This is a genomic window from Clostridium beijerinckii HUN142 (assembly GCF_000621745.1).
Lineage (GTDB): Bacteria > Bacillota > Clostridia > Clostridiales > Clostridiaceae > Clostridium > Clostridium beijerinckii_A.
Genome location: NZ_JHXK01000011.1, coordinates 66,475 through 82,466, shown reverse-complemented (window position 1 = coordinate 82,466; position 15,992 = coordinate 66,475). Strand labels below are relative to the sequence as shown.

General features: G+C 30.9%; 13 protein-coding genes. 11 read left to right on the top strand and 2 right to left on the bottom strand.

Annotation, left to right across the window (positions count from 1 at the left end; genetic code table 11):
• Positions 1–12: 12 nt before the first annotated feature.
• The 5 genes from T483_RS0105925 (at position 13) to T483_RS0105905 (ending at position 6,973) form a co-directional block, all read left to right on the top strand.
• Complete coding sequence (locus T483_RS0105925; RefSeq protein ID WP_035790038.1) at positions 13–1,128, top strand: ATP-binding protein; 1,116 nt, start codon at positions 13–15, stop codon at positions 1,126–1,128.
• Positions 1,103–3,550 carry a DUF5682 family protein gene (locus tag T483_RS0105920; RefSeq protein ID WP_026886020.1) on the top strand — a complete coding sequence of 816 codons (2,448 nt, stop codon included), beginning with the start codon at positions 1,103–1,105 and terminating at the stop codon, positions 3,548–3,550. Before T483_RS0105925 ends, T483_RS0105920 begins: the two co-directional genes overlap by 26 nt.
• Positions 3,551–3,687: 137 nt before the next feature.
• Complete coding sequence (locus T483_RS0105915) at positions 3,688–4,818, top strand: VWA domain-containing protein (RefSeq protein WP_026886019.1); 1,131 nt, start codon at positions 3,688–3,690, stop codon at positions 4,816–4,818.
• Positions 4,794–6,560, top strand: coding sequence for an SWIM zinc finger family protein (locus T483_RS0105910; protein WP_026886018.1), 1,767 nt, complete (start codon positions 4,794–4,796; stop codon positions 6,558–6,560). Before T483_RS0105915 ends, T483_RS0105910 begins: the two co-directional genes overlap by 25 nt.
• A 116-nt stretch (positions 6,561–6,676) precedes the next feature.
• Positions 6,677–6,973 carry a hypothetical protein gene (locus tag T483_RS0105905; protein ID WP_026886017.1) on the top strand — a complete coding sequence of 99 codons (297 nt, stop codon included), beginning with the start codon at positions 6,677–6,679 and terminating at the stop codon, positions 6,971–6,973.
• 508 nt (positions 6,974–7,481) lie between these two features.
• Here the strand turns inward: T483_RS0105905 and T483_RS30395 are convergent.
• Together T483_RS30395 and T483_RS0105895 are read right to left on the bottom strand one after the other, a co-directional pair.
• Positions 7,482–7,622 (bottom strand): DUF3784 domain-containing protein, encoded by a 141-nt coding sequence (locus tag T483_RS30395; protein ID WP_080696929.1) that lies wholly within the window; start codon positions 7,620–7,622, stop codon positions 7,482–7,484.
• A gap of 139 nt (positions 7,623–7,761) precedes the next feature.
• Positions 7,762–8,250, bottom strand: a complete 489-nt coding sequence (locus tag T483_RS0105895; RefSeq protein WP_026886016.1) for a GNAT family N-acetyltransferase — start codon at positions 8,248–8,250, stop codon at positions 7,762–7,764.
• 379 nt (positions 8,251–8,629) lie between these two features.
• Here T483_RS0105895 and T483_RS0105890 point away from each other — a divergent pair, with 379 nt between their 5' ends.
• From T483_RS0105890 to T483_RS0105865, 6 genes are all read left to right on the top strand, one after another.
• The gene (locus T483_RS0105890) at positions 8,630–9,781 is read left to right on the top strand and encodes an ABC transporter ATP-binding protein (RefSeq protein WP_026886015.1); all 1,152 of its coding nucleotides are present in this window, start codon (positions 8,630–8,632) and stop codon (positions 9,779–9,781) included.
• A complete protein-coding gene (locus T483_RS0105885; protein ID WP_026886014.1) occupies positions 9,774–10,637 on the top strand; it encodes a carbohydrate ABC transporter permease in 864 nt (287 codons plus the stop codon). The genes T483_RS0105890 and T483_RS0105885 overlap by 8 nt, the downstream gene beginning before the upstream one ends.
• Positions 10,637–11,536, top strand: a complete 900-nt coding sequence (locus T483_RS0105880) for a carbohydrate ABC transporter permease (RefSeq protein WP_026886013.1) — start codon at positions 10,637–10,639, stop codon at positions 11,534–11,536. The genes T483_RS0105885 and T483_RS0105880 overlap by 1 nt, the downstream gene beginning before the upstream one ends.
• A 121-nt stretch (positions 11,537–11,657) precedes the next feature.
• The gene (locus T483_RS0105875; protein WP_026886012.1) at positions 11,658–13,010 is read left to right on the top strand and encodes an ABC transporter substrate-binding protein; all 1,353 of its coding nucleotides are present in this window, start codon (positions 11,658–11,660) and stop codon (positions 13,008–13,010) included.
• Positions 13,011–13,175: 165 nt separating this feature from the next.
• A complete protein-coding gene (locus T483_RS0105870) occupies positions 13,176–13,907 on the top strand; it encodes a glycerophosphodiester phosphodiesterase (RefSeq protein WP_026886011.1) in 732 nt (243 codons plus the stop codon).
• A 569-nt stretch (positions 13,908–14,476) separates the two neighbouring features.
• Positions 14,477–15,946, top strand: coding sequence for a leucyl aminopeptidase (locus T483_RS0105865; protein ID WP_026886010.1), 1,470 nt, complete (start codon positions 14,477–14,479; stop codon positions 15,944–15,946).
• Positions 15,947–15,992: the final 46 nt, after the last annotated feature.

Genomic DNA, 15,992 nt, shown 5'->3' with positions numbered 1-15,992 from the left:
TAAATATAATATATGAGTGAAATAAAAGCATTAAAACCTACCGTTGAAATATTATATGCAGATGAATTAGCTGCATTAGAAGCTAACGATGACGGGCCTAAACCAGAAAACTGGAGATTATCTCCTAAGGCTGTAAGGACTTTTATTTTAGGAAGAAGTAAGCCTTTAAAGCTAAAAAGAAAGAATGTTAATATTACAAAGAAATTTTATGGAGATGATACTCTTATTGAGAGATGTATTATAACTTTAGCTGGAAATAGGGGACTTATGCTGGTTGGAGAGCCGGGAACAGCTAAAACCATGTTAAGTGAGCTTTTATCGGCTGCTATTTGTGGATGTAGCACAAATACTATACAGGGAACAGCAGGAACTACAGAGGACATGATTAAGTATACTTGGAATTATGCTTTGCTTTTAGCTAAAGGACCAGTTAAAGAAGCATTAGTTCCTTCTCCTTTGTATGTAGGCATGAAAAAGGGAATTATAACTAGATTTGAGGAAATCACTAGATGCCCAGCAGAGGTGCAAGATAGTTTAATCAGTATACTTAGTGATAAAGTTTTAAATATACCAGAGTTTGGAGAAGAAGGACTGCTTTGTGCATCTCCTGGTTTCAATGTTATAGCTACTGCTAATACTAGAGACCGTGGAGTTAATGAAATGAGTAGTGCCTTAAAGAGAAGATTTAATTTTGAAACTGTATTCCCAATAAGCGATGTTTCTTTAGAAGCTAAGATTATAGAAGGAGAAGTTGAGAAGCTTATTAAGAATTCAAATATTGATATGGAAGTGGATAGAGATGCAGCGGAAATTCTTGCTACAACCTTCCATGAATTAAGGGAAGGAATCTCTTCTGAAGGTAGTAGAATTGACAAGCCTTCTGCAGTAATGAGTACAGCTGAGGCAGTGTCAGTTTATTATCAAACTCTTATGAGCAGCTTTTATTATGGAGATTCTAAAATTGATATGAGTACTATGGTACAAAACATACTAGGTTCTGTCCTTAAGGAAAGCCGTGAAGATGTGGATAAGCTAAGGAGTTATTTTAACATTGTAGTTAAAGGTAAAAGTGCAAAAATGGGTGGTAACTGGAAGGATTTCTATGAAGCTAAAAAGTGGATTAAATAAGGGTGGAGCTAGCATGGGTAAAAATATAGACAATCAGAATATAGATAATAAAATAAAAAACTATGTGAAAAAAGCTTACAATTTAGAAAGCAAAGTAATGTTTTTCCCAGTAAGACACCATAGTCCTGCCTGTAGCTTTCATCTGAAAAAGGTAATAGAGAGTTATAATCCTGAAATTATATTAATTGAAGGGCCTGCAGAGGCTAATAAAGTAATAAAGTATATAGCTCATGAGGAAACGAAAGCCCCTGTATGTATTTACTATAGTTACTATGATAGAAATGCGCTTATAGAAGAAAACAAAGAAAAGTATAGGTGCTATTATCCCTTTTTAGATTTTTCTCCAGAGCTTTTAGCATTAAGAGAAGGAAAAAAGAGAAATATTGCCTGTGAGTTTATAGACTTATCATATTCTGAAATACTTATAAACAGCAAAAAACTAGAGATCATGGGAAAAGCTCAGGAGAAAAATACCTATAATGATGATTATTTAATGAAGGAAAGTATTTTTATTAAAACCCTTTGTGAAAAGGAAGGCTGCAGAAATTATAATGAGCTTTGGGAAAAATTATTCGAAATAGATGGACTTAAGATAAGTACTGAGAAGTTCATAGAAAATATGATATTTTCCTGTTATCTTTCTAGAGCAGGCTATAATGAACAAATGCTTAAAGAGGATGGCTGTCTTTCTAGAGAAACATTTATGAGTATTAAAATAAGAGAAGCTGTTAAAAAATACAATAAAGTTCTTGTAGTAAGCGGAGGCTTTCATACTTCTGCCCTTATTGATGGACTCGAATCTAATGAGGAAATAACTCTTCATAATATAGCTCAAGAGGACACTGGAGTATATGCCATGGCTTATTCTTTTGAGGAAAGTGATCAATTAAATGGTTATGCCAGCGGAATGCCTCATCCTGCTTTTTATCAACGAGTTTTTGAAAATATTCAGAAAAAGGTGGATAAGCCTTATGAAGATGCTGTTCTTAATTATATTGTACACTGCGGGAAACTTATAAGAAAAAATCACGGAAATCTTTCTACAGCAGATGAAATTGAAGTCTTTAATATGGCAAAGGGACTTAAATCTCTAAGGAACAAGTATGAATGTGGAGTTTATGAGCTTAAGGATGGCATAACATCTTCTTTTGTAAAAGGTGAAATGGATGCAGAGGCACAGGTTTCTTTAAAATATTTGAGAGACCTGCTTACAGGAAATAAAATAGGTAAGTTATGCGCATTAGCAGAAGTGCCACCTATAGTACAAGATTTTAATGAATTGTGCAGAAAGTTTAACATAAAAAACACTAATTTAGAAAATGAAGTGCCATTAAGTATTTATAAGAGTAAAAAGCATAGGGAGCAAAGTAAGTTTTTTCATATAATGAAGTTTTTAAATACTAGCTTTTGCTTCATGGAAAAGGGACCTGATTTTATTAAAAGGAAAAATACCAATTTAGTAAGAGAAGTATGGAAGTATAAATGGACTACTAAACTTCAAGCTACACTTATAGAACTTTCAGTGCATGGTGGGAGCTTAAAGGAGGCAGCAAGTTCTATACTTGCAAAGAGGTTTATCTCTTGTGAAAATGTATCAGGAGAAGCTTCACTGCTTTTAATAGAAGCTGCACTTATGGGCGTTGAAAGCAGTTTTCAGGGACTTCTTCCATCCTTTGGTGAGATCTTAAATGGCGATGAAGATTTTGTATCAGTTACAAATTCTTGTTACAATCTAAATTTTTTATGTAATTCAGAGGATTTGCTTAATATTAATATAAATGGAAAGCTTAAAGAATTCTTTAATGCTGCTTATAATAAAGCTGTGTCTCAAATAACAAGTTTAAGCACTGTAGATTATGACAATGAAAATGAAGTTATATCTAAGCTAAAAGATATTTATCATATTTCTAATAAAGCTGATTTTGATAGTGAAACTTTAATCGACAGCTTAAAACTGCTTATTAATAAGAAGAATCTAAACAGCGCAGTTGAAGGAGCAGCATTAGGTATATTATACGGATTAAATTCTATTAATTCTAAGGAAGTAACAGATAAGGCAATGCAGTATCTTTATGGAACTGGGGAAAAACTTATGAAGTCAGGAAGCTTTTTAAAAGGACTATTTTCTACAGCTAAAGACTTATTACTTATTGAAGAGGATTTACTTAATGGAATAGATAGCTTTATGAGAAACATAGAAGAGGAACACTTCATGGCGCTTCTTCCAGATTTGAGATTTAGTTTTACATTCTTTAATCCTTTTGAAATTGACAGCATTGCTAAAGAGGCAGCAAAAGTGTACAGCACTGATGATGATAATATTCTATATGAAAAGGCATTAAAAGAAGAGGATATAAACCTAGCAGTATCATTAGATAAATATGCAATGGAGATTTTGAAGAAGTGGAATATACATCCATAAAATACCAGGTGTAAGATTCTAGATAAAGTGCAGATTAAATAACTTATATTGTGGGAATTGGTTTGAGTTAACAGTTATATGAGGTGAAATAATATTTGCTAAGTGTAAGTTTTACTTTAAAAGAGAAAGGGTAAGGTATGAATGAAGATTTAATTGGTTTAAATAGATGGCGATTAGTACTTGGAAAGTTTGCAGAGGATAGAATAGGATTTTCGGAAGATAGCAGCAATTACTCAGAGCTTAGTGATTTGCTAGAGTTCTTATATGATAGGGATTATGATGAAGAAAGAGGAATAAGAGTAGATGACCCAAGAGGAGGAAGAGGAAGTTCTAAGTTTACAGTGCCTTCTTGGATAACAAAGGTTAGAACCTTATTTCCTAAAGAAACAGTGGAAATATTAGAAAAGCATGCTCTAGAAAAATATAACATGAAGGAGCTTTTAACAGATAAAAAAGTGCTAGAGGCCATGGAGCCTAATGCAGAGCTTTTAAAAAATATATTGCAGATGAAACATTTAATGAAGGGAGATGTTTTAGATACAGCAAGAAAAATAGTTAAAAAGGTAGTCGATGAAATAACTAAAAGTCTAGAAAATGAAGTAAAGCTTACTATTATAGGAAAAGTGGACAGAAACAAAAGAAGTGCTGTGAAGTCTGCTAGAAACATTGATTTTAAAAGAACGATAAGAGCTAATTTAAAAAATTATGATAAAGAAGAAGAGAGAATAATTGTAGACAAAGTTTATTTTTATGGTAGAGTAAGAAAATATAATACTTGGAACATAGTAATTGCTGTAGATGAAAGTGGCAGTATGCTCTCTTCTGTCATTCACAGTGCTATAATGGCAGGCATATTTTCAAAGCTCCCTATGTTAAAAACCAGCCTTTTTATTTTTGACACGGAAATAGTAGACTTAACTTCTTATGTGGATGATGCAGTTCAAACACTTATGAGTGTTCAGCTGGGAGGAGGGACTAATATAGGAAGGGCTTTAGGTTATGCAGAAAAATTGATAGAAAGTCCTTTAAGAACTATGGTAGTAATGGTGACAGACCTTTATGATGGGTATAATTACAACATAATGTATGCAAGGGCTAAGGCAATAATTGAAACTGGAGCTAAGCTTATAATTCTTACAGCTTTGGATGATAAAGCGAATGGCTTTTATGATAAGAAGGCTGCAGGTAAAATGACTGCACTTGGAGCAGAAGTTGCAGCGATGACGCCAGGAGGGTTAGCTAAATGGATAGCAAAGATAATTTCTTAAGTAAGTTAAAATCTTATATTCTTTCTATTAATGATGAGTATCTTATTGGAGTTACTAATAAAGGTATATTTAATAGAGCGTCAAAGGACTTAAACTCTGATGCTGGTGTTAAAATTACAGTGGAAGAAGCATCTGTAAAATGTGAACTGCCAGATGGAAATTCATGTAGCGTAAATGAAGATATCCAAGCCTTTAAGTGCAGCTGTCCATCAAGGAATATTTGTAAGCATGCTGTAATGAGTTATTTATATATAAAAAATCATATGGAAGAAATCTTTGGAGAGTCCTCTTCTTCAAATGGGGATTCTAGTGAAGAAAGGGACATATCAAAACAACAGAAGGAATTCAGTCCAGATTATTCAGAACTTTTAAATATAACCTTAAAGAGCATAAAAACTGCTTTGGGTGACAGAGAATTTGGAAATATTGTTAAAAGAATGGAGTTTGGATTAAAAGCAGATATAAAAGAAGAAGCTCTTCTTGAAGTAGAATTTGCAGGAGAAGCAATTGTAAAGTTTATTTCTGTGAATGGCGAAAAAAAGAAATATATATCCATAAAGGATAGCAGTATAGTCAATAATGCTTTATGCAGCTGCAAGAGTAAAGCACTTTGTAGACATAAGGCAGAGGCAGTAATTCACTATGGTCTTTACAAAGGCATGTTAAAGAAAGAAGAGGTTACTTCTTTAATTGCTAAGGACAAAATTGTAAGTAAAGAAACTTTAGAAAGATGTATAAAGGAAGTTAGAAAAACTATAGATGAAATATATTTTACAGGTCTTGCAAGAATTCCTGAAAGTTTTTTAGATAAGCTGGAACAGGTATCAATTATTTGTCATAATAGTGATATTCCAAGTATTGAGAAGAAGATAAGAGCACTTCAAGGAAAACTCAGATTATATATTAATAAAAATGCTTCTTTTTCTGTAGAAAGTTTTAGGTATTTGCTTCAAAGCATTTATGTTTTGACCATGGTTATTGAAAACTGCAGTGATGAAAAAACTTTAGTAGAATTAATGGGAGAGCATAAAAGTTCTTATTATGAAATTCCTCCTATAGAACTTACAGCAGTAGGATCTAGCAAGTGGATAACAGAGTCAGGCTATGAAGGAACTACATTTTACTTTACAGTAGAAGGCTTTAACAAATGGTTTACTTACACTATATCTAGAAATTCATCCTACAATAATAAAAACAGCTGTAGCAGAGAAAGCTGTCCTTGGGGAATTGCTTCTGATATAGAAAGCTTCTCTAAATCTAGAATAAAGCTGGTTAATGGAAAGATAAATGGAGATTTTAGGTTATCTTCTAGTGAAAATAGCAAAGGGGAAATTGTAGGTACCACAGATATTCAAAGTATTTATCTTAAGGACAAGACCTTTAATTCTTGGAAGGATTTATTTTTAACAGTTTCTAAGAACTCAGGATTATATTTTAATGAAAGAGAAGAAAATTATAATTTATTTCTTATAAAGCCATTGAAGTTTGGAGAAAGCAGCTTTGATAAAATACAGCAGCTCTTCAAAATGCAATTATATGATGAAAAAGAAGAATCTGTAACCATTGAAGTCAAGTATTCTAGTCATAATAAGAAGCTTATAGAAAAGCTGGAGAGAATGGAAAGAATGAAAAACTATCCATTTATGCTCTTGACTAAAGTATTCAGTAACGAAACTGGACTTACAGCAATCCCTATAACAGCTTATTATAAAAATGGTACGTTAATGAATTTGACTATATAGATGGTAATTGATTTAACTTGCCTTATCTTCTTATCTTACAGAAAAGACAGCGTAATATAGCTATCAATATGTATACAGTAGTTTGTTTAATTCAATTACATAAAGGATGTGATTTTATGGAAAATAATCAAGACTTGAGAACTGTGATTGATGATATAGAGGTGCTTTTGGATGGAATTTTATTAAGTGGAGTAAGCGTAACTTTAGACGGCAATTTAAGAGAAGTGAATAGACTCGCAGTAAGTTGTGATAAATTTGGATTAAAGGAAGGAGTATCTATGCTTTTTAAGCTGGAGGAAGCTCTAAAAATGAAAAGACATTCTTTGAATTTTGATCTGGATGAAGTGGTGAAAATTCTTGCGGTGCTTGGAAGTTATTTTAGCTTGATTAAGGAGAAGATGAAAAAGCTTTAAGTTTATAAACAACATTAGATTTATGCCATACTACACCGAAAGCAGAAACATTATTATTTCGCAGGACTATGAAAATTTCGCTGAAAGTGCTAAATTACAGTTTGCATCACTAATGCTTGCTCCCAATTTCGTGACAAGCATTAGTAGAACAAACTACAATTAAGAACTTTTAACAGCTTATTTTCAAATGCCTACTGCATAAAAATGTTTCTGCTTTCTATTTTGCTATATTTCATAGTTTTTCGGAACAAAACATTTATTATTTCGGTAAGCTACAACATAAATCTAGTTTTAAAGCTAGGATCTATATATCACATTTTATACTTTAAATTTTTCATCAAATTTCTTATAGCGTATATAAATGTGATATACTAGGGCAATTGTTAAAAGTAAGAATGCAAGTTTCATTCCAGTTCCATAATAGAAGTAATCCACAAGAGCTCCTATGATAAAGAAAACTGACCATATCAAAATTGTTTTCCCAAAGTAGTTACAAATTTTCACTTCGTCATAGTTTTTTTCTTTCTTCTGGAGATGCAAGGTTATATCCTGAAATAAAATAACAACCTTTTCCATTGGATTTTATAAATAATATACCTATAATTACAAATACAGCTGCAATTAATAAATCAATTGACATATATGTCATGGCGTCACCTCCCTATAGTACATTAGTTATGTACAACATAACTATAAATATTCAAATTTTTTCATAGATATATATAATGTTTATCTAAATTTAAAGTCATTTAATTATAGATAAGAATATTTAAGTATATTCTTATTTTTTATAGATTCAGAAATTTTTCATATCTAATTTGATCTCTATTATCAATAAATACTCTGTCTACAATCTTAAAATCATTGCTTTCGTAAAAGTTTCTTAGCCTGTCTCTAAATGTACCACAATTTAACCTTAACCAGTTTACATTGTGCTCTTTGCAAATTAATTCAGCAGATTGTATTAGTTTGCGTCCATATCCCTTTTTTACACTTTTTCTACAAACAGCTAATTTGTGCAGTATTCCAGATTCATTCTTTTGTAAATTTGCCCAAAATAGAGGATCATACCATTGCAAAATATATACTCCAATTAAGGTTCTGTTCTCGTAGCATAATTTCATATCATCGATGCTATATTTCTTTAGCAATTCTTCACTTGTTATATCTTCATACTTCCACATTGGTTGATTTATAGAATTAAGCCATGTGGCAGACTCATTTAGAACATTTGAAAAAATATCGATACTTTTGTGGGTTACATTTACTACTTCCAAATATATTCCTCTTTTCTATATTGCTTTTAATTTGCCTCACTTATAAATTTTGAAAAAATTATATTATTGATTAGATTATAGCTTCATATAATAATTATTATATCACTACCAAATGAGATAGGCTTATAAAAATAGATTATTAAAACTACAAAATTGCCATTATTTTTAATATGTAAGCATTGTGCTAAATCAATATATTTAGTACAGTGCTCTTTGTTAAATTAAGGTAAAGGTATTGGCATAAAACTGTAAAGCTTAGGTTAATACTATGTAAATACTCATGTTAAACGTTTCCTATAAATTGACTTTGAATTTTTACAATGATAATATTCAAATTGTTGGAAGATTTGTTAAAAGTAATGTTTAAGGAGGAAAACTAGTGTCAAAATTATTGCTCAAAAACGTATGTAAAAAATACGATGATGAATCATATGCAGTCAAAAATGTCAATTTAGAAGTTGATGATAAAGATTTTTTGATTTTAGTTGGGCCATCAGGATGTGGTAAATCAACAACACTTAGAATGATAGCTGGTCTTGAAGAAATAAGCGAAGGCGAAATGTGGCTGGACGGACAGTTTGCAAATTATCTTACTCACAAAGAAAGAGATTTAAGCATGGTATTTCAAAATTACGCACTATATCCAATGATGTCCGTTTATGATAATATAGCATTTTCTTTAAAGGTGAGAAAAGTTGATAAAGCTACTATAAAAGAAAAAGTAAATAAAGTTGCAGAAATTTTAGAAATACAAGAATTATTAAAGAGAATGCCAAAAGAATTATCTGGAGGTCAGAAGCAAAGAGTTGCGATAGCAAGTGCAATAATTAGAAACCCTAAAATTTTGCTTATGGATGAGCCTTTGTCAAATTTAGATGCAAAATTGCGAAACCATATGAGAGTTGAAATGTCAAAACTTCATAAAAAATTAAACAATACAATTATATATGTAACGCACGATCAAACAGAGGCAATGACACTTGGTACCAAAATAGTTGTATTAAAAGGTGGAATAGTGCATCAAGTAGATACTCCAGAGCAATTATATAATAATCCAATCAATAAATTTGTTGCAGGTTTTATAGGATCACCGTCAATGAATTTTATAAAATGCCAATTAAAACAGGAACATGATGAAGTGTATTTCATATTTGGTAATGAAAAAGTGTACTTACCTAAAAGTAAAAGTAAGTTATTAATAAAAAAATCCTATGAAAATAAAAATGTAATTATCGGCATAAGACCCGAGCATATTACGCAAAGTGCAGATATAAAGGACGAAGATAAAGAATATGTATCTTCAGTAATTAATATAAAAGTGGAATTAAGCGAAATGCTTGGAGACAAGACATATGTTTATTTTAAAATTGGAAATAGTGAGCTGACAGCAATTTTTAAAGATAGCGTTAGCTTAAGCACTGGGGATGAGGCTCAGATTCTAATAAATACAAAAAATATTTGTATTTTTGATGAAACCACAGAAAAGAATATTTTGCATGATGAAGTTAAAGGAGGCCTATGTAATGAATAAAATAAAAAAATTTGAAATTGGACCATATTTGTTTATTATACCAAGCCTTATAATTTTTATATTATTTTTATTTTATCCATTTTTTAAAACAATATATTTAAGTTTATATAAAACAGATAAAATGGGACAGCCTAAATTATTTGTAGGAATTGAAAATTATACAGATTTATTTTCATCATCATCATTTTATAATAGCCTAATTGTTACAGTTATATTTGTAGCAATAGTTGTTTTAGTAAGCATGGCTTTAGGACTTATAACAGCCTTATTATGTAACAAAACCTTTCCGGGAATACGAATTTTTAGCACTGCGTATGCTCTTCCAATGGCAATTGCATCTACATCAGCATCAATGATATTTAAAATTATTCTTCACCCATCTGTAGGTATTGTAAATAAAATTCTCAATGTTAATATAAATTGGTTAACTGATCCTAAGTATGCATTAATTTGTGTTGCAGTATTAACTGCATGGCTTAACAGCGGTATTAATTTCCTGTATTTTTCGGCGGGACTAAGCAATATTGATGAATCTATATATGAAAGAGCATCAATTGATGGGGCAAACTCACTTCATAAATTTTTTAAATTAACGTTACCTGGACTTAGTCCAATTCTATTCTATACGCTCGTAGTAAATATTATCCAAGCATTTCAAGCATTTGGACAAGTTAAAATATTAACTCAAGGTGGACCAGGGGAGTCAACCAATCTTCTTGTTTATTCAATTTATAGGGATGCATTTTTCAATTATCGATTTGGTAGCGCAGCCGCACAATCAGTTGTACTTTTTGCAATAATAATGATACTTACATTAATAATGTTCAGAGTAGAAAAGAAAGGAGTTAAGTATTAATGGAAGCTGTAATTAATGAAAATATAACGAAAAAGGAAATAGAAGATATTCAAACTAAGATGAGAAGAAGACATAAAAATAGAAAAAGAATTAACTCTTCTTTGAGACTATTAATTAATTTGATTGTTGTTTTAATTGTACTTCTACCTCTTTTATATGCTTTAAGCATTGCATTTATGGAATCAAGTGAGGTATTTTCAGCAGATTTAAATTTAATACCCAAAAATCCTACATTATCGAACTTTTTAGATGTATTAAAAAAAGTTCCATTATTTAAATTTGTATTTAACTCATTTTTAGTAGCAGGATTAATAACAGTTGGGCAAATAGTATCGTGTTCACTAGCGGCATTTTCATTTTCATTCTTAAATTTTAAAGGTAAGGAATTATTGTTTATGATTGTTATGTCAACAATGATGATACCAGGAGAAGCAACGATCATTTCAAATTATTTAACAGTAAGTTCATGGAATTGGCTGGATTCATATCAAGTACTTATAGTTCCATATTTGGCATCAGCAATGGGAATATTTTTATTTAGACAATTTTATTTATCCTTTCCAATTGCACTTTATGAATCAGCAAAGATTGATGGATGCTCAAATATAAAGTTCATATGTAAAATTTTAATGCCTCTTACAAAATCATCAATAGGTGCAATGGCAGTTTATACATTTATAAATGCTTGGAATATGTATATGTGGCCACTTCTAGTAACTGGATCTGATAAAATGCGAACAGTTCAAATTGGTATAAGTATGCTTAATAGTATTGACTCACAGTCCATAACAATGATGATTGCAGGTGTTGTAATGGTAATAATACCATCACTATTAATCTTTGTTGCAGGGCAAAAACAACTTATAAGAGGTATGTTCTCTGGTGCTGTTAAAGGCTAAATCGAACAGTAAGATTTATTAAAGTACAGATAATGGTTAAAAAACAGCATTTAATTAAAAAATATAAGCTGTTTAAATATAGGAATATTATGATTTTCAAAATTGAAGGGAGAAAATAGAAATGAAATTAAAAAAATTCTTACCACTTGTTTTAACGGCTACAATGGCCCTGACTTTACTTGCAGGATGCGGTGGCGCTAGTAAAGAAACTGTGAATAACTCATCTAATGGTAATAATAAAGGAAAAACAACAATAACGTTTTGGCACTCTATGGGAGGCGTAAATGGAGATGCTCTTACTCATTTAGTAGATAAATTTAACAGCGAAAATGATAAAGGAATTTATGTAGATGCACAATATCAAGGAGAATACGATGATTCAATAAATAAACTTAAAAGTGCACAGCTTGGAAATATGGGAGCAGATTTAGTACAAATTTATGACATTGGGACTCGTTTTATGATAGATTCAGGGTATATAGTTCCGATGCAGGAATTAATTGATAAAGATAATTATGACATTTCGAAAATCGAACCTAATATAGCCGCATATTATACTGTAGATAAGAAGTTATATTCAATGCCATTTAATTCATCAACCCCAATACTATATTATAATAAAGATATGTTTGCTAAGGCTGGTATTAAAGATGTACCCCAAAGTTTTTCTCAAATTGAAAACATTTCAGGCGATTTAAAGTCTAAAGGTGGAGCTGCTAATGCAATTTCTCTTGGTATTTATGGCTGGTTCTTTGAAGAATTTATTGCTAAACAAGGGCTTAAATATGCAGATAACGGAAACGGTAGACAGGGTGCAGCAACTGCAGTTGACTTTGACAAAAATGGTGCGGCTTTAAGTATTTTAAATTCATGGAAGAGTTTATATGATAAGGGATGTACATCTAATGTAGGACGTGGCGGAGATGCAGGGCTTGCTGATTTCTCAGCAGGAAAATCTGCAATGACATTAGGTTCAACAGCTTCATTAAAACAAATTTTAACTGATGTTAATGGTAAATTTGAAGTTGGTACTGCATACTTTCCAACTGCTGTCGATGGTTCAAAAGGTGGAGTTTCAATTGGAGGTGCATCTTTATGGGCATTAGATAATAAAGATGACGCTAAAAAGAAGGCCACATGGGAATTTGTAAAATTCTTGATTTCTCGAGAATCACAAGCTTATTGGAATGCTAACACTGGATATTTCCCTGTTACAGCTGATGCTCAAAATGAACAAGTATATAAAGATAATATTAATAAATTCCCACAATTTAAGACAGCAGTTGATCAGCTTCACAGCTCATCACCAGAGTATGCAGGAGCACTGTTAAGCGTATTCCCAGAAGCTAGGCAAACAGTTGAAACTGAAATTGAAAATATGCTTAATGGAAAACAAACTCCAGAAGAAACTGTAAAAGCTATGGCAGATAGTATTAATAAGTCAATTGGCGAATATAACAAGATTAATAAGTAGCATGATTCATGCGGCAATTTTTGAGCCTTGATGTATAAACTAATTCTGTAGTTTTATAAAATATATTAAAATTAAAGTTTATCAAACATATAAAAAGAGTATCAACAGTAATTAAATACTTGATACTTTTTTGCATTATATAAATTATGTGGAAGGTGATAGAGTATGTGTGATACAAGGATATGGGCACATAGAGGTGCTTCAGGATATGCGCCAGAAAACACTTTAGAAGCATTTGAACTTGCAGTTGTCCAAGAGGCAGATGGTGTTGAATTAGATGTGCAACTTACAAAAGATGGAGAATTAGTGGTAATACATGACGAAACAATTGATAGAACAAGTAATGGAAAGGGTAATGTAATAGACTATGCATTAAATGAACTTAAGAATTTTAACTTTAATTATTCTAATCCTAATTATGATCATGCTGAAATTCCTACTCTCAGGGAAGTTTACGAGCTTTTAAAGCCAACCAATTTAAGTATAAATGTAGAACTTAAAACTGGAATTATATTTTATGAGGGAATTGAAGAAAAGGTATTAAAGTTATCAAAAGATATGGATTTGGAGGATAGAGTAATATATTCGTCATTCAATCATTATACAATAAAGAAAATTAAGGAACTTAATAATAAAGCAAGAACTGGATTATTATATTGTGATGGATGGATAGGTATTTTAGAATATGCTAAAAAATTAGGTGTAACTGCATTACATCCATGTGGCTACAATCTTCAGTATGAAAATCTAATAGAAGAATGTAAGAAGGAAAATATGCGACTTCATGTTTGGACTGTTAATGAAGAAGATGAAATGAACTTTTTATACAAAAACAAGGTTGATTCAATAATAACTAATTATCCAGATGTAGCAAGAAGAATAAGAAACAATCTGTAAATCTAAAACTTGTAAACTAAATTTGCTATATATAAGCATTGTGCTAAATCGATATATTTAGTACAGTGCTTTTCATTATTTAGGAACTACCTATTAAGGCAAAGCTTTCATAAAGTATAATAAAAATAGCTTTACATTGTAGTAAATTATAATTTAGTTAAGTTTGCTGCTGTTGTACTTTATTTGAAGTTATAACTTATATAATATGATTTTCAATTGTTTTGAAAAGAACCAATTGAATAAAGATGGAAAAAAGTATTCATATTCGTATTATATGGTATAATAACTACAATAAAAGCGTAACATTAATGATAGATGTTAAGGCTTAAATAAATTATATCTATACTGTTTACAATTTTAATATGTATATTATAGTCAAGTTTCTAAATTTGAATCTTAAGTGAGCAATTAGTGCAGATTTATTATTTGAATATAGATAACATATAAAGAGTTTATGATTGAAATAATAAACTATAAAGGAATGAAATATTTCCAGTGCATGTGCACGTAGTGAACAGTGAATATAAAATTGTGAATATCAACTAACTTTTATAGATGGAGGGAATAGTATGGAATTTAAAATTAATACAATTAAAGCTAATGAAGGTGACTTAGTTATGCTTCCTGTTTATAGTGAAAATAAAGATTTGCAAGATGAAAAGCTTACAGTGATATATAAGCATTTTAAAGAAAGCAATAAATTTAAAGGTAATGCTGGGGAACTATGTGTGGCTACTAATGTAGTTGAAAGTGGAGTTCAAGACATAATATTTATTGGACTTGGAAGCAAGGACGAGTTGACAACAGAAATTATAAGAGGTTCTTTTGGAAAGGCAATAAAAAAGGCAATTGAATTAAAAGCTAAAAAAATAGCATTAAATATGATATCTAATGAGAATTTATCAGTTGAAGATATTACAAAGTCTATGGTTGAAGGAATTGGTTTTGGAGAATATAGATTTGATAAATACAAGACTGAAGCTAATGAAACTTCGGAAATTGAAGTAAGTATCTGCACTGATGAAAATGGAAAGCAAAACTCAATAGATGAATATATAGATGAAGCTTTGATACTTATTGAAACAACCAAATTTGCAAGGGATTTAGTGAATGAACCAGCTAATGTACTATATCCAGAAACTCTTGCAGAAAAGGTTATTGGTTCTGGAAACAAATATGGATTTGAAGTTGAAGTATTTGATGAAAAGAAAATTAATGAACTTGGAATGGAATCTTTCCTATCAGTAGCTAAAGGATCAGAACTTCCTCCTAGACTTATTGTAATGAGATATTTTGGAGATGAAAGCAAAAAGGACGACATATTAGGTCTAGTTGGAAAGGGAGTCACTTATGATTCAGGTGGATATTCTATCAAGCCAACTAGCAGCATGGATTCAATGAAATCAGACATGGGTGGAGCTGCATCAGTTATTGGAGCAATAAGTGCTATAGCAAAGAAAAAGCTAAAGATAAATGTTGTAGGAGTAATTGCTGCATGCGAGAATTTAATATCTGGCAAAGCATATAAACCAGGAGATATAATTGGTTCTATGGCTGGTAAATATATTGAAGTTTTAAATACAGATGCAGAAGGAAGACTTACTCTTATAGATGCAGTACATTATATAATAGAAAAGGAAAAAGTTAATAAGGTTATAGATTTAGCTACATTAACAGGAGCTGCTTTAGTTGCACTTGGAGATACTACAACGGCTGTAGTATCTAATAACGATGAGTTTTATAAAGAGTTAGAAAGCGCATCACTTAAAGCTGACGAAAAAGTTTGGAGATTACCTAACTTTGATGATTATAAAAAACTTATTAAGTCCGATATAGCAGATTTGAAAAATACTGGAGGCAGGCATGCAGGAACTATTACTGCTGGATTATTTATAGGTGAATTTGTACAAAATAAGCCTTGGTTACATTTAGATATTGCAGGTACAGCATGGACTGAAAAGGAAACTGGTTATTGTTCTAAAGGTGGTACAGGAGTTGGCGTAAGAACTCTTTACTATTTAGCAAAGAATAAGTGTTAAAATCAGTAAAAGTATTCTTATAGTTTATATTAAATTCTTCGAGAAA